We start from the raw sequence: 21,527 nt of genomic DNA on the forward strand, positions 1-21,527 counted from the left end.
TGGCTGCAACTCCAAGTAGTTTGGGTATAAAGTTGTCGTTTTTTGGCATTTCTTTGCCACCGAATTGACCGCGATTTGATACATTTTACGCATCGGCCCCGTTATTATCTCTCTCTATTTTATAGTGCTGTGGTGAGTGATGTGTTGGGCGTAAAGAATCAAATTCATATCAAAAAAACGAGTATGGTTTTGTTGGCGTTGTTTGCTTTGCTGTTAATCCCTATTTCATATGCTGGTTTATTGATTGATTTAACTGCGTCGGTTAATGAGCCGTTAGGTGCGTTTTTTACTTATTTAACCGATTCAGCAGGTTGGCAGGGCTTTAGTTTGACTTTAGTAACGCTGGCTTTTTTGGTCACTCGCACCAAATGCTCCAAGAAAATAATGCTTAATCGAGTTATTCAGCTTGGTTTACTGCTTGTGATTGGTATGGGCGCGAAAACTGGTCTAAAACACTTAACGGAAAGTCCGCGTCCCTATACGCAATTGATGACCCAGCAACTGCTTATTCCAAACCCAGAGCATTTTTATAAATTGGGTGCTATACAAAAAGCGCAGGTTATTAAAAGTGTGTCGAGTCGAGTTAGTGAGTGGCGTTTGCGTCATTGGCAAGGTGAAACAGATTACTCATTTCCATCTGGGCACACCATTTTCGTCGCCATTTGTTTAGCTTTTTTTGGTGGATTATTGGTTGAACAAAAACATTATGCACTTGTGGCGGGTTTAATATTGTGGGCGTGCGGCGTGGCGTTTAGTCGGCTGTGGCTAGGGATGCATCGACCTGCTGATTTATATGGCTCTTTGCTATTTGTCAGTATAATTTATCTGCTTGTACCGAGATACTATCCACTGGATCACCCTAAACTAAGGCCAATATTGAACAGATTTCATCTATGCTAAAGGTCAAAGCAAAGTGAGAAGCTGCGGTTAAGAAAAATAACTAACCCAAACAACTTCAAATAGGAAGGGTATAATCCAGAAAAAAGAAGCCAGCAAGTTTGATGTTGGCTTCTTACATGTTGATGTAGTTAAGCGAAGAGTGACGAGATTACACCAATTAAACCGCCGAACACGCCGCCCCATACTACGAGCCAACCAAGGTGTTGTTTGATCATTTTTTGCACCATTTCTTTGACCAGTTTTGGGGTCAGTTCATTCAACCGTTGATCTATGATGTTTTCAATATTAGCTTTGATTTCTTCCATCATCGCTGGGGATTCAAACTGTTCTTTTAATGCTTGCTTAACACTCTCGCTTTGGCTGATTTCAACCACAGACTGCTGCATTTTTTCTACAAAAGGTTGTTTTAATGGCTGTAGTGCTTCAGTACCGCCAAACATCGCCAGCATGCCACCAAACGACGACTGTGCAATGACTTCAACTAATGAATCAAAGGTTGGGTTGAAATCAACTTTGGCGATCACAGGTTCTAGGTTGAGTGTTTTACTGCCAGTCATTTCTTTATTCAGGAAACGATCAATGTTGGACTCAGTGAAAAACTGTTCCATCATCAGGTTTTTTATTGCCGCTTTAAATTCTTCAAAACGCGCAGGAATGACCCCAGAGCCATACAATCCCGGTACTTTTTCAAACAGCATGTGGATGGCCAGCCAGTTGGTAATGGCTCCAGAGAAAGCAAAAAGGCCGGCGTATAACGCGATTTTGTTGTCCAATTGGTAACCTGCGCCTAATAATGCAAGCGCAATAATATTGGTAACTAAGCTCTTATTCATGATCCAATTCTAATGAAGTGAGATTGATTGATGCGAATTCTAAGGAAAAATAGCGCAATGGGGAAGTGTCAGCGAAGCAAGCCTCGCTGACTTAAGGTTTATGCTACTTCGTTATTCTCGTCGTCACAGCCAATAAAACCGCCAGTTTGATGCGCCCAAAGGTGAGCATAAATGCCGTTTTGAGCGATCAGCTCTTGGTGAGTGCCTTGTTCGATAATGTTGCCTTTATCGAGAACGATCAAGCGATCCATCGCGGCAATGGTTGACAGACGGTGAGCGATGGCAATCACGGTTTTGCCTTGCATCAGCTCATTCAAGCTCTCTTGGATGGCGGCTTCTACTTCTGAATCTAGAGCTGAAGTGGCCTCATCCAAAATCAACAATGGCGCATCTTTCAATAACACACGAGAAATCGCAATGCGCTGGCGTTGTCCCCCAGAAAGTTTTACACCACGTTCACCTACTTGCGCGTCATAACCCATGTTACCAAATGGGTCGGTTAGGGTTTCTATGAACTCATGGGCATGTGCTTGTTTGGTCGCTTGAATCAATTGTTCTTCACTGGCTTCGGGGTTGCCATACAAAATATTGTCGCGAATTGAGCGATGTAACAGAGATGTATCTTGTGTCACCATGCCAATTTTACTGCGTAGTGAATCTTGGGTTACTTGATCAATGGCTTGGCCATCAATCTTAATTTGGCCGCTTTCTACATCATGAAAACGCATCAGCAAATTAACTAAGGTAGATTTTCCTGCACCTGAACGCCCAACCAGACCGACCTTTTCTCCGGGCTTGATATTGAGCGTTAAGTTACTGATCACTCCTTTGTTTTCACCATAATGAAAACTGACATCGTCAAACTTGATCCCACCATTTTGTACCACCAAAGGTTTGGCGTCTGGTTTATCTTGGATTGAAATGGGTTTCGACAGAGTTTTCATACCATCAACAACCGTTCCCATATTCTCAAATAGAGCACCGACTTCCCACATGATCCATTTCGACATGCCGTTGATACGTAGCGCGAGGCTGATGGCAATAGCGATTGCACCAATGCTAATTGCACTGGTCATCCATAGGTAAATCGATACTGCAGAAATGACAAAAACCAGAATATAGTTTGCTAGCTCAACACACAGATTAAAGCCGGTCACTAAGCGCATTTGACGGTTCACGGTATCTAAGAAACTTTCCATACCTTGCTCGGCATACTCAGTTTCACGGCGGCTATGAGAGAACAGTTTAACGGTCGCAATGTTGGTGTAGCTATCGACGATACGCCCAGTCATGGTCGAGCGTGCATCGGCTTGCTCAGATGCTACTTTTTTCAGTTTGGGTACAAAATGGAGCTGAATACAGATATAAACGGCGAGCCAGGCCAGCATCGGCATCATTAAGCGCCAATCAGCTTGTGCGAGTATCACTACAATGGCGGTGAAATAGACGGAAACATAAACAAAAACATCAAGTGTTTTCATCACCGTTTCCCGAATCGATAACGCCGTTTGCATCACCTTTGTTGCGATTCGCCCGGCAAAATCATCTTGATAGAACGAAAGACTTTGCTTGAGCAAATAACGGTGCGCCAACCATCGAATGGACATTGGGTAGTTACCCAACATAGTTTGGTGAATAAGCAACGAATATAGGCCAATCAAGAGCGGCATGATAACCAACAACAATATTGAAAGGCCAATCAGCGTACTGCTGTTGTCGGCTAAAAAGGTTTCAGGGTTGCTGGTGGATAGCCAATCAACCAATTTGCCCATAAAGCCAAACAGTGACACTTCAACAACAGCAATAACCGTGCTTAGCAGTGTCATAACAATCAATGGCTTTTCAAAACCACGTGTGTAATAGCGACAAAATGCCCACAGAGTATCAGGCGGCTGCTGTGGCTCCTCTTTTGGGAAGGCTTGAGTAAAGCTTTCAAATATCTTATACATCGAAAATCCTTATGCCAATTCCCGCTAAAATGTGTGAGACCAAAAGCCTAAAGCGCGAGAATCAGACGTTGAATTCCAGTGAACTGGAAGAGATAGATAATTCGAACAGAAGTATAACGAAATCACCACATAAATGGCGGATTAGTTTTGATACCCCCCTCGTTTATACCCAAACAACTTAATGAGCACCGAGTACTGAATATTTTCTGCATATTCCATGCATATTTTCGAGTGGCTTCCTATTTTGGCAGTAATTATTGCTGACAAAATTGTAGCTCACAGAAAAAGAGTGAAGTTGAACCGATGAAATAATCATAAAATCAGTAAATCTTTACTTAACATTATGTTTACAATTCAAGTTAAGTAAGTGGAAAGGATAAGTTCTATGATGTTACAAGGACAATTGCTCTCACAGCCAGAATTGAAAAACGTACAAAACGCTAATTGCGTTGTGATGGTGCCACCAAAAGAGTTTAAGTTTAACGCACAAACCGCGCAAGATAATGAGTTTCAGCATCAAGTATCGTTAACGACAGAGCAAGTTCGCGAACTTGCAATGGCTGAATTTAGAACGATGGTTGATTCATTGCGTAGCGAAGGTGTGCAGGTGGTCGAGTTTGATTACCCACTTTCCGTTCAGGAGACTCCAGATGCGGTTTTTCCTAATAACTGGTTTAGCACTACAGTGGATGGAACGCTATTTTCTTTCCCAATGGCGTGTAAAAACCGTCAACAAGAAGTGAGGCCGCAAGCGCTTATTAAGGCATTAAGAGATGCCGGAAGAGTGGTGTCAGCACAAGATTCGTTACTTGATTATCAAGACAGCAACGCGTATCTCGAAAGTACCGGTGTGATGGTGATGGATCATAATAACAGGACGATTTATGCTGCTTTGTCGCAACGTTGTGACCGTGAAGTGTTAGAAGATTATGCCAATCGAATCGGTTATTCACGAGTTGTTTCTTTCCAAACGGCTTTGCCTTCAGGGCAACCGGTTTACCACACTAACGTGATGATGGCGGTAGGTGAAAACTTCTGCGTTATTTGTGATGAAGTGATTCCAGAATTTGAACGTCGATTTGTTGTGAAATCACTGGCGAAAGACAAGCAGGTTATTTCTATTTCATTGGATCAGATGAACCGTTTCTGCGGCAATATTTTACAGTTAGAGACTGTTAATGGCGATAAAGTGATTGCGATGTCGAAGTCTGCCTTTGATGCTTTTTCTCCAGCGCAACGCTCACAGCTTGCGAGCCATGGTAAATTGTTGCCTTTTAACGTCAAAACGATTGAAAATATCGGTGGTGGTTCAGTGAGATGTATGCTCGGAGAGGTATTCTTGCTGCCTAGCTGCAACTCCAAGTAGTTTGGGTATAGGCAATAGACTTCGTAATGTATTTGAGGTACCACATCGTGATTGTGATTATCTTCGCTTGCAGGTTTTTTCCCCTGTGGATTTCAACGGAACGCTACCACCAACGGCCGATGAACACGATTACATATTCCCAGAACATCTTGAAGACTATGTTGCTGGTACAAGAGTATTAGCAAGAGATGGCCATATTTACCAGTGTAAACAATGGCCAAATTCTGGTTACTGTGTTCAGTGGAATGAATATTCTAATCAATATGAGCCAGGTTCGGGTTCTGATTGGAATATGGCTTGGGATAAATGGAATTAAAGCTTGTAATGGTTTGTGGTTGAAAATTAAGAGTTCAAGCCCACTTTTTCAGCGGTGGCTATTATTTGGTTTGAATAAATTTGCTATAGGTACTTAATCGGCCATTGATATATTCAATACCACAATGGATATTTTGTTGCGTATTACCAACAATTTGGTATTCAACAATAAACTCACCGCTGATAATTTTAATAAATAAGAAACCATCGTTGATCTTCCATAAACCTTGCAGTTTTTTTTCACTAAATAGATCTTGCTCAATCAGCGTGCCGTTAGGTTTGATATGTAATGTAGAAGAGAAACCATCAACGTTTACTTTGACCCAAGGTTGCTGGTGCGCTTCGTAACTTAGGATTTTACGACGACATTTTACCCACTCTTTCAGTTCTTGTTCTTGTGTTGGAGTCAGCACTGGGAGATCTTCCATCTCTAAAAGAGTGTGATGTTTTTCGTACCAGAATAGTTGTAGATGAAGTAATTTCATTGTTTAGTCGAACATAATGCATTATGCATTAAGGCGTTAGGTAGAGGATAACTTTGCGTTATTGTCTTGGTGATGTCAATGGTCTCAAGGAAAACGTACAACGCTCTCGGGGGAGGGAGCGCTGTACAATCCCTAGTGGGGATAAAATAGGCCCTACGGTGAAGGACCTCGGAGCATGTTTTTGTTAAGTTATTTACAGGTTGAACAAACGTGGTAAGTCAGCAAAGTCGCAAGCTTGGTTTAGCCTGGCTTGAGCAACTCGAATATTATGTTTCCATTGATCATCGTGTGCCCACATTTCAATGACTAATGGTACGACACACTGTGTTGTTTTTAAGGTATGGAAAATAGCATCGAAGTGAACTTCTCCCTCGCCAATGACCAAATCTCGAAACTGCCCGGGAAACTCAGACGTGACACAATAGGTATCTTTAAGGTGGATTTGCGTGATGTGAGGTATACTCAGTGTTAGTTCTGTGCACACATCATAATTCCAACCTGAAATGTTTCCAACGTCAGGATAAGCCGTAAAATAAGGTGACGGAACATCTCGGTTGAGAATTTCAAATTTACTGAGTGAGTTAAGGTAATTGGTATCCATAATCTCAACAGCTAACATCACCCCAGCTCGTTCCGCTAGTTTCGCCGCATGACGCATGCCTTCAATAAAACGTTGATGTGTTGCTTTATTCGCTGGTTCGTAATAGACGTCATAACCAGCCAATTGAATGGTGCGTATACCCAATTTGTAGGCTAAGGTGATAGCTTTTTCCATGTGCAGCACTGCTTGTTCACGAATGGCTGGATCGGCTGAGCCAAAAGGAAACTTGCGATGTGCGCTTAAACACATCGACTGCAATGGTATTTGGTACTGTTCACATAAGCGGCGTAGCGTATAAATAGTATCGTCATCCCAGTCTAGGCGACGGCGGCGTTCATCAGATTCATCAACCGAAATTTCGAGAAAATCGAAGCCAAGTTCTTTGGTTGCTGACAGTTTTTCTTCCCAGTTAAAGGCGTTAGGCAACGCTTTTTCATACAGCCCGACGCGATGACGTTGCAAGTGTTGATACATAACGCCTCCTAGTTCCAGAAACGATCGATTTGAGTGCGTAGTGCTTCAGCTGTTGCTCTTCCTTTTTCGCCCGCAAGTGCGCGTCCTGCAATGAAAGTTTTGGCTTTGATGCCTTCGAATAAGTAAAGATCTTCCGGTACGATACCTCCAGTGATGGAAAGCTCTAAACCAAGCTCAGACAACTGACGCATTTTTTCCAGATCTTCATTGGTCCAACCGATTCCTGCCAATTCAGCATCTCTTGAACGGTGATAAATGGCTTGTGTGATGCCTAAATCAACCCACGCTTGTGCGTCTGCGAAGGTCCAGTTACCGTAGATTTCAATTTGAATTTCTCTACCCAGTTCATCGGCAATATTTTTACACGCCCCAATGGTCGCTATGTGCGCTGCGGCTGATACGGTGATCCAATCGGCACCGGCTTCAAATGCCATACGAGCCAAAATAGCACCGCCATCGGTGGTTTTCATATCACAGACTAAGATATGATCTGGATGGTTGTTGCGTAGGGTTTTTACGGCGTTCATTCCTTCAGCAAAGGCGAGAATCGTGCCTACTTCAATAACATCAACAAAGCTTTCTACGTTTTTTGCTACTTCAATAGCGGAGATAAGATCAGTTTGGTCTAAAGCGATTTGGATCATTGGTTTGGTCATGATATTTATCCTTGAATTTTGTCACGTATCAGACGGGCAAGCCCATCGTGGTTATTGTTGGTTGCACAAATGAGTTTGGCGTGTGATTTGACTGTGTCATCGGCGTTGTGCATTGCCACACCAAGCCCTGCATACTCAAGCATGGAAATGTCGTTATGGTTGTCACCCACCGCCAGAACATGGTTGGCGTGATAACCAAGGTCGGCGACATATTCTGCAAGACGCAGCCCTTTATTGTTACCTTTTGCAGCAAAGTCGACTCGGTTTGACCAAGAACGTTCTCCGTTGAATTTTTCTTTAATCCACGCTTGTTGCGACAGTCGTTCAATGGAGCTTGGTAACCCTTCGACCACAAATTTCCAGATGAACGGTTCTTGTTTGGCTCGAGTACTGAATGAATCGATTTTTTCGATCTTTGGCCGATGTTCCACAGGGTACTGGCTTGCCCATTTCTCCAGTGCTTGCATGTATGCAATCGGGTTACAGTTGGAATAAGTCATCGCATCGGTAACGTACATCACCAGTTTCATTTGAAACTCTTTGGCCAGTGAGAGAAACGTTAATGCATCTTGTTTGTCGATCGCGTTGTGTTTGAGCACTTGATCTTTTTGATAATCATAAATATACGTACCATTACAACAGATAATGGGCGTGGTTAAGCCAAGCTCTGAGTAATACGGTTTCGCTGCTGTATGATGGCGACCGGTGACTATCACGACGTGGCAATACTGCTGCGCCTGTTGAATGGCCATTTTGACTTCGGGGTGGATGGTGTGTTCATCCGTCAATACGGTGCCATCAAGATCCAATGCGAGGACTTTATACATAGTGATTATCTTTGCCCGTAATAGGCATTGTCGCCATGTTTACGTAGGTAGTGCTTATCAGACAACTCTGGTTGAATCTTGATACCACTATTAAGCGAACGGGTTGCTAACGCCATCGCAGAGATTTCTTCCAGTACTACCGCGTTATGCACTGCGTCATTGGCATCTTTACCCCATGAGAATGGGGCGTGCCCTGCCACGATGACACTCGGTACAGCCATCGGGTCAATGTGCCGATGTTTGAATTCTTCAATGATCACCAGCCCAGTGTTTTGCTCATAGGGACCAGAGATTTCATCGTAAGAAAGCTTGCGAGTGCAAGGAATATCACCGTAAAAATAGTCAGCGTGTGTGGTGCCTAATGCTGGAATATCAATTCCGGCTTGAGCCCAAATAGTTGCGTTTCGTGAGTGCGTATGCACCACACCACCGATACTTGGATAAGCTTTATAAAGTTCGATATGGGTGGCAGTATCGCTGGAAGGGTTGAGGCGACCTTCAATGATATGACCATCGAGATCGACGACAACGATATCGTCCACTTTCATACCGTCGTATTCAACACCCGAAGGTTTAATGGCGATGACACCAAGTTGGCGATCAATCTCAGAGACGTTGCCCCAAGTAAAGGTCACTAAACCATATTTGGGTAGTTTGAGGTTTGCGTCGAGTACTCGCTGTTTCAATGCATTGTACATAATATCCTCACTAAGCCATTTGAGCTGCTAAAGCTTCATCAATCACTTTATAAACATCATCTTTGGTACGGCAACGGCGCAGTTTGTCGAGATCGACACCGCTTTCGCTTTCTTCATCGTCAAGCACTTGTGTTACTTCCATCAACCCTTCCATATGCTCATCAGAAGAACTTCCCGCCAGAGTGATCAGCACATCGACAGGTTCATCTTCACCATCAAAATAAATCGGTGAGTCGAGTGTCACTAAGGCAAATGCGGTTCTAATGACACCATTTTCAGGGCGTGCATGGGGCAGGGCAAGGTTTGGTGCAATAACAATATAAGGGCCTAACTCTTCAACACTGCTGATGATTGCATCGTGGTAACGTGGGTCTATCGCACCGGAGGCGATGAGCATATCGGTACCGATTTTGATCGCTTCTTTCCAGTTGCTAGCCGATGCTTGTAGTTGAACCGAGTTGTTATCAATTAGTGACTGTTTGAGTCCCATAATTCTATCTCCAGAGGTGGTGCCAGTCGGGCTGGCACCTATTGTTTTTGTATTGAGTTGGTTATTTCAGAGTCACAAAGTTTTTGTTGATAATATCGAGTAATTCATCACCGAAAGAGTTCGGGTTAAGCATGTTTTGTACACCGAGTACAAATTTGCCGTCACCGGGTTCCATCTCTCCAGATAGATGCTTTGACGATACAATGATGTCGGTTGAGGCCAATTTTGACTTGTAGTCAGACACAGCACAGGAATCCATGACGTGTGGAATCCCTCTTTTCTCTAAGTATTTGCCAATTTTCATTTTCATCATCATTGAAGAACCTTGGCCGTTACCGCATACCGCTAAGATGCTGACAGGGCGAACACCATCGCTGGCTTTAATTGCTTGCTCGACTGCCGCCACTACTTCTGGCTCTTCGGATACTTGCACCATGCCTTGTGCGTCTTCTTCAGCACGAAGTTGTTTCGAAGCAAAGAACATGTACACACCAGCTAGCGCTACAAGGACAAAGAAGAACAAGTTAGACGCTGACAAACCTTGCATAATAGGAGGGAATACCAATGCCCAGTCAGCCATGCCCATCCAACCACTAAATTCTGTACCGTGTTGGTTGAAGATATGAATAGCCCAAGCAGAGCCAACCACTTCGATAACACCCATCACAAAACAAATCTTCATTACTGCGCGCCAGCCGCCAAAGTGGTTGGCGAACACACCAATCGTTGCGTTAGAGAAGAACATCGGGATAAAGCCAGGAATGATCATGATTGGCGCATCAAATGCCAACATCGCAAGAACCGCGGTAAATTGGCCGATAGCACCCCACATGAAACCGAATACCATCGCATTGGGTGAAAAGGCATAGATAGCGGCACAGTCAATGGCTAACACCGCATTGGGGATGACACGTTCTGAAATACCCTTGAACGCTTCAGAAAGTTCAGCCACAAACATGCGCACACCAGCGACAATGACTTGAATCGCTACCGCAAATTTCAGGCCCGTTTCAAGAATGTAGATAGACCAATGGGTCTTACCTGCCATTTCTTGTAGGTTATCCAAGCCAAAAGATAGCAAGATAATGCCGAAAAATACCGTCATCACGATGGCTGTTGCTGCGATGCTGTCATGGAAAATATGCAGCCATTTAGGCAATTCTAGGTGGTCAACGCTTTCCTTTTTATCACCTAATTTTGGTGCTATTTTAGTGGCGATCCAAGAGGCAACTTGTTGTTGGTGGCCAATAGAGAAACCTGCTCCACCCGTAACCGCTTCGGTTGGTTTGAACATGATATTTGAGGAGATCCCCCAGTACAATGCCATCAGTACTGCGGAATAGATGATGGTTTCCCACATGCTTGTGCCTAGTACTAGGTAGAACACAGCTATTAATCCAGCTTGCTGAAACATGATATGCCCAGTAAGCATGATGGTGCGAATGCCCGTGTACCGGCGAAATAGGACCAGAAGAATGTTGATGCCGAGTGCAATAAGAACGGTATAACCAACCCAAGAGTAGTTATCACCCATGATCTCCATAGTTGCCATCATTGATGTATAGGGATCAATCACTGACCCAGTCAAACCGTGATACTCGGACAACTTAGCTATCACCGGTTTAAAACCTGCGACCAATGTGCCAGCACCGACTTGTACCAACATAAAACCAACGATGGTTTTAATTGATCCTTTGATGATGGTTGTCGCGTCTCTTCTTAATAACCAGTATCCAATTAAGGTGACTAAGCCCAGAAGTAAAGGTGCTTTAGTCATGACTTGGTTATAAAAAATGTAGAAGATATCGTACAAGAACTCCATATCTTTACCCCTTGATTATGTATTTGTAGTTATGTTTATTCCCGTCTTACTAGAAGCTGGGTGTAGGTTAGAGTGAATAAATCAGATTGTTTTGATCTCATTCAGTTTTTGCTCACGAAATAGACTTTACCAATCATAAGTAATCATTCAATGCTCATTTGTGATTATTTTGATTTTTATCAATTTTGCCGTTGAGCGAAAGCGTTATTTGATACATAGATCACCAAAATTCATTTATATTGATTAAATTCAATAAGTTGTGGTTTATTGTGATCTGGGGAGGCATTTTATTTGTATTATGTTTGACATAATATGGTCTGAGAAATAGAATCAAAACAAATCATAAATACTCACAAAGTAATCACTTGATGAGAAGATAAGGTGATAACCATGAACGAAGTACAAAGACACAATGAAATCCTGTCTTTGTTAGATAACATGCGCACCATTAATGTCGCGCACATTATCGACAGATTTAAAGTGTCACCTGCGACGGCAAGGCGTGACATTTCGAAACTCGATGAGCTAGGTAAGTTAAAAAAGGTTCGTAACGGTGCAGAGCGTTTAGAGATTAAAAAAAGAGCTTGGACTCCGCTCAATATTGACAGTACGGATCATTTTTATGAGAAATCAAATGTAGCGATGGCTGCGGCAAAGTTGTGTAAACGCGGTGATAGTGTGGTTATTAACTGCGGCTCAACCGCTTTCTTGCTTGGGCAAGAGCTATGTGGTCAAGATATACAAATTGTGACCAACTATTTCCCGCTCGCGAGCTATCTTATCAATGAAGATCATGACGATGTGATTATCATCGGAGGCCAATACAACAAAGCTCAGAGTCTTTTCCTAAACCCAATACCGGATGCGTTAAATAGTTATGCTGTCCATTGGATGTTTACCAGTGGCAAAGGTTTAACGGAAAACGGCTTGTATAAATCCGACATGCTAACGGCCGTGGCAGAGCAACAAATGCTTGAACAGATTGGCAAGCTGGTTGTGGTGGTTGATAGTTCAAAAATTGGGCAGCGAACTGGTATGTTATTTTGCTCGGCGAGCAAAATTGACATTGTGATTACGGGTAAAGATGCCAACCCCGATGTCATTGAAGGACTTCGACGGCAAGGAATAGAGGTTATGCTCGTGTAGATGGCGTTTATTCTCTAACCCATTCTAATAAATAAAATATTGGCTCAGTGTCTTAATTTTAGATTAAGACGCTTAGCTCCCTACATCCTAAAAATTGTCTAACTTATTGTGAAAAAGGTATTGTTATGAGTAATGTGAATGAAATTACCCGTGAGTCATGGATTCTGAATACATTCCCAGAGTGGGGAACATGGCTAAATGAAGAGATCCAAAATACGGTTGTGGAAGCCAATACTTTCTCGATGTGGTGGCTTGGTTGTACTGGTGTATGGCTGAAAACAGAAGGTAACACCAATATTTCTATCGATTTTTGGTGCGGAACCGGTAAGAAAACACAAAAGAATGCATTGATGAACCCTCAGCACCAAATGATGCGTATGGGCGGGGTGCGAGAACTGCAACCTAACCTCAGAACTTCGCCTTTTGTGATGGATCCATTTGGTATTAAAGAGATTGATGCGGTGTTAGCAACTCATGACCATGCTGATCACATTGACATTAATGTTGCCGCAGCGGTATTGCAGAACTGTGGTGAGCATGTGAAATTTATTGGTCCGCAAGCTTGTGTCAATTTATGGCAGGGTTGGGGAGTACCAGAAGAGCGCTGCGTTGTCGCAAAAGTCGGTGATTGTATTGAAATTGGCGATATGAAAATTAAAGTGCTCGATTCGTTTGACCGAACTGCTTTGGTTACTTTGCCTAAAGGGGTTTCGTCTTACGACAAAGCAATTTTAGATGGAATGGATGACCGCGCCGTCAACTATTTAATCGAAACCACTGGTGGTTCAATTTATCACTCTGGTGATTCTCATTACTCTAACTATTACGCTAAACACGGTAATGAATATCAGATCGATGTGGCTTTGCTTTCTTATGGTGAAAATCCACGTGGTGTGACCGATAAAATGACCGCATCTGATATTTTACGTGCGGGTGAATCATTAGATTGTGAAGTAGTGATCCCATTCCATCATGATATTTGGGCGAATTTCCAAAATGACCCGCGTGAAATTGAAGTGCTGTGGCAAATGAAGAAAGATCGCCTGCAATACGGTTTTGCCCCGTTCTTCTGGCAAGTTGGCGGTAAATATACTTACCCGACAGATAAAGGTCGCATGCATTACCAACATTTTAGAGGTTTCCGCGATATCTTTGTTGATGAGCCAGAATTGCCATATAAAGCATTTCTATAATGTAACCAATAAGAGGCCGAATTCGGCCTCTTTTCTTTTCCAATTCTAACCCACTGATTTCAGAAGTTGTTATCATTCCTAAGTCATTACGTAGAGAAGGTAGGTAACAGTAATACGTTGTACTTAAAGGATGACTTGCTCTATTTGTGCTGGTGGTTGATAGTGCAAAATGGTCATTGAAGTTGGTGATTGCAATAGTTCATTTTCAGCATGACCGGGCTGTACATTGCGCAGATTGGTGTCACAAATGACTTGCCAATTTTGGTCGCGATCACTAGGGAGGGTAAAGCGAGCCGGTGCGTTAGTTTGGTTAATGAGATAAAGCATTTCCGCTCCGTCTGTACCAATGCCCATATGCAGAGCGACCGAACTTAATCGATTCCAATCATCATGCTCCATTAAGGAGCCATCAACACGACGCCAGAAAATGCGGTTACAATTTCGTTCCTCGCCACTAAACGCACGAATAAAGGGCACCATGTAGGTTTGGCGTGCTGCCACCATCTCTGCTAGCCAGTCTTTAAAATAGGTTTTTCGCTCGGTCATACTCCAATTGAGCCAACTGATCTCATTGTCTTGGCAATATGCATTGTTATTGCCTTGTTGGGTGTGTGAAAGAACATCAGCACTCAGAATGTGTGGAATACCAAATGCAAAAAGCAGGCTGGCCATCATATTACGTTTTTGCTTTTCACGCGTGGCGATAATCACCATATTCTTGGTTTCGCCTTCAGTGCCATAGTTGTCTGAACGGTTATCGCCGTGCCCATCTCGATTCTGCTCACCGTTCGCTTCATTATGCTTGTGTTTATAAGAAACCAAGTCCTGCATGGTGAAACCATCGTGATAGGTAATGTAGTTAACTGTAAGTTTATATGGCCAATTTGCTGCACTATAAAGGTCACGAGAACCCATCAAACGGGTAGCAAATTCTTTCAGGTAACCTTGGTCACCACGCCAGAAGCTACGTGTAATATCACGCAGTTTGTCATTACATTCGTTCCAGCCGAGTGGGAAATTACCCACTTGGTATCCGTTAGGCCCAATATCCCACGGTTCAGCGATAAGTTTGATGTGTTTTAAAATAGGGTCTTGGGCTACGGCTTTGAAAAAAGCGGCATCTGGGCTGAAGTTATCGCCATTACGGCCAAGTGTTGCCGCGAGATCGAAGCGAAAACCATCAACTTTATAGTCGCTAACCCAGTAGCGTAGTGTGTCCATGACAAGGTTAAGCGCTGGTTGATAAGAAAGATCAACCGTATTACCACAGCCAGTAAAATTCGCGTAATGCTGGCCATGCTTAAGGTAGTATTTAGGATCGAGTGCTTTTAAATTAAACACTGGACCATCTTCGCCACCTTCAGCTGTGTGGTTATATACCACGTCTAATATCACCTCAATGCCTTGTTTATGCAGCTCTCGTATGGTCGTTTTTAGTTCAATGACTGCATCATTTTGGGCATAGCGTGGATCGGGTGCCATAAATAAGTAGGGGTTATAGCCCCAATAATTCACTTTTCCCATATCTAAAAGATGAGGTTCATGCATGCATGCGGCAACAGGTAGAAGCTGTAATGTGGTGATATTTTGTTGGCGATAAAATTGCAGCATTTCATTGCTAACCAAACCTAAATACGTTCCTCGCAGCATTTTAGCAATCTCAGGATTGCATTGCGTCACCCCTTTGACATGCGTTTCAAACAAAACCGTTTCATCGCGTGGAATATTAGGTTTAGTGCTAGATTGCCAATCAAAGCGATCATCAATCACGATACATTTCGGCAACTGAAAACTTTTTTTGGAACTAAAAGGGGTTTTGTAGTCTAAGTTTTTGTCTATCGCTTTTGCGTAGGGGTCTGAAATATAGTGTGGATCTTCTTCATTTAAGATTACATACCCATATTTCTGACCTGCTTTTACGTTTGGTATATAAGTGTGTTGGATACCTGCATATTCATTGTCTAATGCATGTGTTGCGTAGTTACCCTCTTCATCAAAGAGTGCGAGTAAAAGTTGTTTATTAGCCGGAGCATAAATAGCAAAGTTACAACCCGCTTCGTCAACGGTTGCTCCTAATGGGTGAGGGCTAGAAATAGTACTTTTCATAAGGTTATCTTTATTGTTATGTCGCTTCACATCGTCGTCGGTTTAAGTAAAAAGCTTTGTTGTTACTAGGTCAAGCGTCCAATGAATAAAATGTCGATGTAATTTTATTTCATTTTCATTACCTAATTGTAGTGAAATAGTGATCTGCTATGCATTTTGTATTCCTTTTTGTCAGAAGTAATTGATATCCTCCCCCTGAAATACGTGATCGATGATTCAAAAACACCATGCTGTAAAATTTCTCATCCTTTCTCCTCCCCCTTAAATAACTTTAGGGTGGAGGAAGCCACCCCCTTACGCCTTTAGTAATCTTCTCATCGTTGAAACAACTGGGGACCTAGTCCCGTCTTACCTCTTCTTTTTGGGTTCTATCTGTCAACTGCCTTGCAGGTTCCAATAGGAGAAGAGAGAAAGTTTTAAATATTGTCCGTAATTAAAATTTTCTAATAAATATAAATCGTCCTTAATGGAGTTAAGAATGAAAAAAGTAAGTGTAATTGCTGCCGCAGTGGCCGCTACTCTAGCAGCAGGTTCTGCTTTTGCTGCTGAAGCTGATTTTCATGGTTATATGCGTGCTGGATTTGGTGCTAATGCCGACGGTGGTTCTCAGTACTGTTATGGTAATGGTGGCCCAACTGTCTTTGGCCACGCAGTAGGCCGTTTAGGTGACGAGTGTGATGTATATGCTGAACTCTCCCTAAACGTAAATAAAGTATGGGAAAGTGCTGAAGGTGATTCTTTTAACTTACATACTTTGGTTGCTTACGGCACTTACGAAGATGGCGGTCTAGATTATCGTGGGAACTCTTTCCAAAGTATTGGTGTTGATCCCGATAGCCCTTGGAGTGGCCAACGTGCAGCATTCCGTGAAGCTTGGGCTGATTACTCAATGTCTAATGGTATGAAACTTTGGGCAGGTAATCGTTATTACGGTCGCAAAGATATCCATATATTAGATATGTATTATATCAATAATTCTGGTAATGGTATTGGTGTCGAAAATATTGATGTTGGTTTTGGTCAGTTCCATGCTGCGGTTGTGCAACATAAATGGAAAGCGCCTCTATCAGTTGTTGACGACCCTAATACACCTGAAGATGAATCAGCCGCTTTAGAAAAAACACAGGTATATTCTACTGCTAATACCATTGATTTGCGCCTAACAGGTGTTGAAACCAATGACAAAGGTAGCATGGAATTTATCCTTCTAGCTGCTAAGCCTTCTCATACAGATGCTCAAGAAAAAGCGATTGATGCTGGTGTAGGTAATACTGGTGATTACGGTTTAGATAAAGCAGGCTTCTCGTTCACTGCCGAGCATACCCAAGGTCACAGTATGGGTTTCAACAAAGCTGTGATTCAGTATAACACTGAAGGTTATGCATGGTCTGGCTTTGTAGGTAACCACCTTGGTGACTCATACAATATGGAAATGGGTCAGGAAGGTCGCAAATCGATTCGATTGATTGATTGGGGTGTTATCGAAGGCAATAAGTGGGATCTTGGTTATTCTGTAGTTTATGCTCAACTTCTCGATAAAGGCACTGGTGCATCTAGCGACGCTGAAGATGCAACTGCTTTGAGTGTTGTAGTTCGTCCTTCATATAAATGGTCTGAAACTATGAGTACAGTATTGGAACTAGGTTATTACCAACAAGACTTTGGTTCTGATTGGGGTGCTGACAAACAAGACCTAAATAAAGTTACTATTGCACAACAATGGCAAGCGGGTAAAAGTTTCTGGGCTCGTCCTGCGATCCGTGTATTTGCTAGCATGTATGATGGTGATATGGCTGTAGAAAATAATGATGTTATGATTGGTGCACAAGTTGAAGCTTGGTGGTAATGATTAATATATTAATGTTTTCATAGTCTAAAGTAGCCAGCAATATGCTGGCTACTTTCATGTATAGTATGGGTCTTTTTATGAAGAAAAAAAATTGGTTAGCGCTGTACGGACTAACTTTCTTAGCGGGTTGTTCTTCTCTCCTCAATGTATCAAATGAAGTGTTAGGTAATGACGTTAAGGTTGTTTCAAGTGTTGAAAGCGTTAAATGGAACGCTGTTACTATCCCTAGTTCATTCTCATTTGTTTTTTCTCCGGAAAGCCAGTTGTTACAAATGGATGGTTTTGAAAGCCCTGTCTCTGGGTTTTCGTTTCAGAACCCCGGAACACCAGTTATCCTTGAGGTTAACGCACCAGTCAAAGATCTTTCTGTATTTTCCCCAAGTGTGAACGTATACGATCAAAATATGAATTTAATCCAAAAATATACATCTGATGTTTTTGGTTATGATCGTAATAACTTTGTTAAAGGTGCTGTTTTATCTGGAGAAGTTGAACTTAATTTATCAGCATCAACTTCCGTGGCGCATGTCATTATTTACACAACTAAAAATGATTTGAAAGATACAACTACTATTATCCATCCAGCCAAAGCGATGGCCATTTCTAAACGAAATGATCCTCCGGCGATTGATGATCCGATTGCAAAACACAGTGAATATGGAACTCTTTCGGTATCAATAAAAACTAAGTCAACATTCAGTTTATTTGGGGAGTCGAAATCACCTTCAGCACCAAATATTCCAGAACCTGTCGTAAAGAATGTTATGGTTCAACCTGAAACTCAAAGCTATTATTATCAGGCGATTGAATTAGCAGTAAACTCTAACGATATCCCCAAAGCACTTAGCCTACTTGATGAAGCGAAAGCGCTAGGTATCGAGGGTGCACAAGAAGTATTTGTAAAAGCCATCAATGCTAAATAACTCATGATTTTTTATCGGCGTTTCTGTGGAGACGCCTTTGTTTTTTAGCCTCAGAAATCGATTAAAGCTGGTAAAGAATAACCGCAGTGTGGTGATAAACCCCGTATGTTGCGTTTTTCCTGTCTCGACACTCTTCTATTCCCCCAAACTACAAACTATGGCGCAATTAGCGCAATTGCGTATAACACTCTGCAAAAGAGTGCGGTACTATCGTTTAATACGTTTCTAAAATTTTGATGGTGTGGCTGATTATCGCCACACTATTTGTGTAAAAAGCATCGATAACCGTCAGTTTTTCTCAAATATTGAGGAAAATGGTCGATAATGACATTAATCAATTAAATAAGATTTGAATTAAATGAGTACTATTGGGATTGCCATTGGCGCAACCGGACTATCACTCATCCTTATTTTGGTATGGATGCTGTCTCTATCGCTGCGCAAAAAGCGGCTAGAAGAAGAGCGAAAAGCAAGAGAGATCGCTTACCGTAAAGCGATTGAAAAGTCACGCGAGCAAGATAGACAAGATCGTTTATTTAAAGCAGAAACGGGCCACGTTCCGACCATTTTATATTTAGCCAAAGAGGCGGAGCGTACCAATATAAAAGAAGCTATGTATTGGTATGACAAAGCAGCAAATTACGACAACATTGCCGGCATGTATGGGGTTGTGCGCATTTGTCAAAAGTTTCGTGATGATCTGATCCTCAGACAAAAAGAGAAATTTTGGCAAACCTATATCGCAGGGCTCGAAGGAAATAGCACTGCCAAATATGAAACGGGTATCGCTCTGGTCAATGGCCGAGGTGTTGAAGCCAATGTCGCCAAAGGCGTCAGTTTGATTGAAGAAGCCGCAGAAGATGACTTAATTGAAGCGATCATCTTTATGGGGGATTGGTGTGTCTCTCACGATAACATTGCCCCCGCTCCTTCGGACTCTACGTTTTGGTTTTCAAAAGCAGCAAAGTTAAATAGCTCACTAGGGCAGATGAAATTAGGGCTTAACTACCTGAAAGGGGTTGGGGTAGTAATGGACCACAACAAAGCGTGCTATTGGTTAGAGCGCGCTTCAGAAAAGGGCAATGCTGAAGCCATGTATCATGCAGGGGAAGCATGGATAGACAAAGGACCTAATGGTAACGCGATTGCGTACATTTGGCTTTTTTTATCGGCACATTTTAGTTATGAGCCAGCCAAGGTGCTTCGAGATCAAATTGGCTCATGTATTGGTGTGGATTCAGTGGTAGGGCTGCAATCTCTGGCGAAACCTTTAATGAAGAAAATCGGCGCAGGGACGGTCAGCAAGCATTCCATTATCAAAGCACTGAACAAGCTTTATAAGCGTGGTATTCATATCCCACAGAAAGGGGAGGCGGCTGAGGATGACAATCTATTCAGTCACTCAGGAGAAAGTTTGTTGGATGATAATCCATCTTCTCCGGAAAGCGTGAGTCCACAGAAGGATGTTCATTTTCCATTGGACTTTTCCAGTACTTCTATCGATCAATAGAGAGTGTAAAATAAAAATCCCCAGACAAGTTGCTGGGGATTTTTTATGGGCGATTTAAGCGCCTTTATTGTGTTCGGCTTGGCAAACCGCAGCAGTGAATACTACGTCTGTTGAGCTGTTCAGTGCGGTTTCGGCAGAGTCTTGAATGACACCGATAATGAAGCCAACAGCTACTACTTGCATTGCGACATCATTAGAGATTCCAAACAAGCCACACGCCAGTGGGATCAACAATAGTGAACCACCTGCTACGCCTGATGCGCCACAAGCTGAAACGGCTGCGACTACACTCAGCAATAGCGCGGTCATAAGATCAACTTCAATACCAACCGTATTTACTGCCGCCAACGTTAATACCGTTATGGTGATGGCTGCGCCTGCCATATTAATGGTTGCACCCAGAGGAATAGATACAGAGTAAGTATCTTCATCCAATTTTAGCTTTTCACATAACGCCATATTTACGGGGATGTTTGCCGCACTTGAACGAGTGAAAAACGCGGTAACGCCACTTTCACGTAGGCATTGGAAAACCAACGGGTATGGGTTCTGGCGAGTTTTCACATAGACAATGATTGGGTTGACTACTAAAGCGATGACTAACATCGCGCTAAGCAATACGAAAAGAAGGTTAGCGTAACCAGAAAGTGCTTCAAAACCAGTTGTTGCAAATGTTGATGCCACTAAACCAAAAATACCAAACGGTGCAAGGCGAATGATGAAACGCACAATTTGCGAAACACCATGACTTAAGTCTTCAAATACCGCTTTGGTTGTCGCTGATGCATGGTGAAGCGCTAAACCAAGACCAACAGCCCAAGCTAGAATGCCAATATAGTTAGCACTCATCAGCGCATTCACTGGGTTATCAACCAGTTTGAATAGCAGTGTATTTAATACTTCTGCAATACCTTGAGGGGGTGTTGTGCCTTCAGCGCCAGCAACAAGCGTTAATGTCGTTGGAAACATAAAGCTCAGTAGGACAGCGGTTAGCGCAGCGGTAAAGGTGCCAACAAGGTAGAGTACTACGATTGGACGCATATAAGTGTGTTGGTTTTTCTTTTGGTTCGCGATTGACGCCGCAACTAAAATAAAAACGAGGATTGGTGCAACCGCTTTTAGTGCACCAACAAAAAGGTTACCAAGTAAGCCCGCACTTTGGGCGTAGTCTGGTGAAATGGTTGCTAATAGTCCACCGAGAACGATACCGGTGAGTATTTGCAGAACCAAATTGCCGCGCGCAAAACGGGCGAAGATATTGTTGCTTTGCATAGTTATCCCTGAAATAAATCGAGTTATACCATTCCCATTTGAAGCCGCGGCTGTGTTGGCTACATTCACTTATCCCTAATGGAGATGAACTCACTCGCCGCTTACCTGCAAC

The 21,527-nt window shown here is 42.7% G+C and carries 18 protein-coding genes and 1 pseudogene; 8 read left to right on the forward strand and 11 right to left on the reverse strand.

All coding sequences use genetic code 11. The features are described 5' to 3' along the window. The first annotated feature begins 144 nt into the window (after positions 1-144). Positions 145-900, forward strand: a complete 756-nt coding sequence (locus tag AACW06_RS04510; RefSeq protein WP_192074254.1) for a phosphatase PAP2 family protein — start codon at positions 145-147, stop codon at positions 898-900. Between the two features lie 128 nt (positions 901-1,028). Here the strand turns inward: AACW06_RS04510 and AACW06_RS04515 are convergent, their stop codons facing one another. Beyond that, entirely contained in the window at positions 1,029-1,733 is a 705-nt protein-coding gene (locus AACW06_RS04515) for a DUF445 domain-containing protein (RefSeq protein WP_192074175.1), read from the reverse strand. 98 nt (positions 1,734-1,831) lie between these two features. Next, a complete protein-coding gene (locus AACW06_RS04520; RefSeq protein ID WP_192074176.1) occupies positions 1,832-3,682 on the reverse strand; it encodes an ABC transporter ATP-binding protein in 1,851 nt (616 codons plus the stop codon). Positions 3,683-4,067: 385 nt separating this feature from the next. Between AACW06_RS04520 and AACW06_RS04525 the strand changes: the two genes are divergently transcribed. Continuing rightward, complete coding sequence (locus AACW06_RS04525; protein ID WP_192074177.1) at positions 4,068-5,048, forward strand: arginine deiminase-related protein; 981 nt, start codon at positions 4,068-4,070, stop codon at positions 5,046-5,048. 106 nt (positions 5,049-5,154) lie between these two features. Then, positions 5,155-5,364: pseudogene (locus tag AACW06_RS04530) on the forward strand (N-acetylglucosamine-binding protein GbpA); the annotation flags it as partial. A 61-nt stretch (positions 5,365-5,425) separates the two neighbouring features. On the opposite strand, the gene AACW06_RS04535 reads toward AACW06_RS04530, so the two are convergent. The 7 genes from AACW06_RS04535 to AACW06_RS04565 all read right to left on the reverse strand — a co-directional run bounded on the left by AACW06_RS04535 (position 5,426) and on the right by AACW06_RS04565 (position 11,416). After that, positions 5,426-5,848 carry a hypothetical protein gene (locus AACW06_RS04535; RefSeq protein WP_192074179.1) on the reverse strand — a complete coding sequence of 141 codons (423 nt, stop codon included), beginning with the start codon at positions 5,846-5,848 and terminating at the stop codon, positions 5,426-5,428. 193 nt (positions 5,849-6,041) lie between these two features. Then, positions 6,042-6,923, reverse strand: coding sequence for an L-ribulose-5-phosphate 3-epimerase (locus tag AACW06_RS04540; RefSeq protein ID WP_192074180.1), 882 nt, complete (start codon positions 6,921-6,923; stop codon positions 6,042-6,044). Positions 6,924-6,931: 8 nt separating this feature from the next. Further along, on the reverse strand, positions 6,932-7,579 hold the full coding sequence (locus tag AACW06_RS04545) for a 3-keto-L-gulonate-6-phosphate decarboxylase UlaD (protein ID WP_192074181.1): 648 nt from the start codon (positions 7,577-7,579) through the stop codon (positions 6,932-6,934). A gap of 5 nt (positions 7,580-7,584) precedes the next feature. Next, entirely contained in the window at positions 7,585-8,406 is an 822-nt protein-coding gene (locus tag AACW06_RS04550) for a Cof-type HAD-IIB family hydrolase (RefSeq protein WP_192074182.1), read from the reverse strand. Between the two features lie 5 nt (positions 8,407-8,411). Beyond that, positions 8,412-9,104, reverse strand: coding sequence for an L-ribulose-5-phosphate 4-epimerase (locus AACW06_RS04555; protein WP_192074183.1), 693 nt, complete (start codon positions 9,102-9,104; stop codon positions 8,412-8,414). A 10-nt stretch (positions 9,105-9,114) separates the two neighbouring features. Then, complete coding sequence (locus AACW06_RS04560) at positions 9,115-9,594, reverse strand: PTS sugar transporter subunit IIA (RefSeq protein ID WP_192074184.1); 480 nt, start codon at positions 9,592-9,594, stop codon at positions 9,115-9,117. A 61-nt stretch (positions 9,595-9,655) separates the two neighbouring features. Beyond that, positions 9,656-11,416, reverse strand: coding sequence for a PTS ascorbate-specific subunit IIBC (locus tag AACW06_RS04565; RefSeq protein ID WP_192074185.1), 1,761 nt, complete (start codon positions 11,414-11,416; stop codon positions 9,656-9,658). Positions 11,417-11,806: 390 nt separating this feature from the next. Between AACW06_RS04565 and ulaR the strand changes: the two genes are divergently transcribed. Together ulaR and ulaG are read left to right on the forward strand one after the other, a co-directional pair. Continuing rightward, entirely contained in the window at positions 11,807-12,562 is a 756-nt protein-coding gene (ulaR, locus tag AACW06_RS04570; RefSeq protein ID WP_192074186.1) for an HTH-type transcriptional regulator UlaR, read from the forward strand. Positions 12,563-12,687: 125 nt separating this feature from the next. Then, positions 12,688-13,755 (forward strand): L-ascorbate 6-phosphate lactonase, encoded by a 1,068-nt coding sequence (gene ulaG / locus AACW06_RS04575; protein ID WP_192074187.1) that lies wholly within the window; start codon positions 12,688-12,690, stop codon positions 13,753-13,755. A 123-nt stretch (positions 13,756-13,878) separates the two neighbouring features. Here ulaG and glgX read toward each other — a convergent pair whose 3' ends face one another. Further along, a complete protein-coding gene (gene glgX, locus AACW06_RS04580) occupies positions 13,879-15,861 on the reverse strand; it encodes a glycogen debranching protein GlgX (RefSeq protein ID WP_192074188.1) in 1,983 nt (660 codons plus the stop codon). A 478-nt stretch (positions 15,862-16,339) separates the two neighbouring features. Here glgX and AACW06_RS04585 point away from each other — a divergent pair, with 478 nt between their 5' ends. From AACW06_RS04585 to AACW06_RS04595, 3 genes are all read left to right on the forward strand, one after another. Next, positions 16,340-17,707: a maltoporin gene (locus AACW06_RS04585; protein WP_192074189.1), complete on the forward strand. Its 1,368-nt coding sequence runs from the start codon at positions 16,340-16,342 to the stop codon at positions 17,705-17,707. Positions 17,708-17,787: 80 nt separating this feature from the next. Further along, complete coding sequence (locus tag AACW06_RS04590; protein ID WP_192074190.1) at positions 17,788-18,633, forward strand: MalM family protein; 846 nt, start codon at positions 17,788-17,790, stop codon at positions 18,631-18,633. A 358-nt stretch (positions 18,634-18,991) separates the two neighbouring features. Then, positions 18,992-20,143 carry a tetratricopeptide repeat protein gene (locus AACW06_RS04595; protein ID WP_192074191.1) on the forward strand — a complete coding sequence of 384 codons (1,152 nt, stop codon included), beginning with the start codon at positions 18,992-18,994 and terminating at the stop codon, positions 20,141-20,143. Between the two features lie 54 nt (positions 20,144-20,197). Here the strand turns inward: AACW06_RS04595 and sstT are convergent, their stop codons facing one another. Then, positions 20,198-21,415 carry a serine/threonine transporter SstT gene (gene sstT, locus AACW06_RS04600; RefSeq protein WP_192074192.1) on the reverse strand — a complete coding sequence of 406 codons (1,218 nt, stop codon included), beginning with the start codon at positions 21,413-21,415 and terminating at the stop codon, positions 20,198-20,200. Positions 21,416-21,527 lie beyond the last annotated feature (112 nt).

Source organism: Vibrio sp. S12_S33 (assembly GCF_963889785.1).
GTDB lineage: Bacteria > Pseudomonadota > Gammaproteobacteria > Enterobacterales > Vibrionaceae > Vibrio > Vibrio aestuarianus.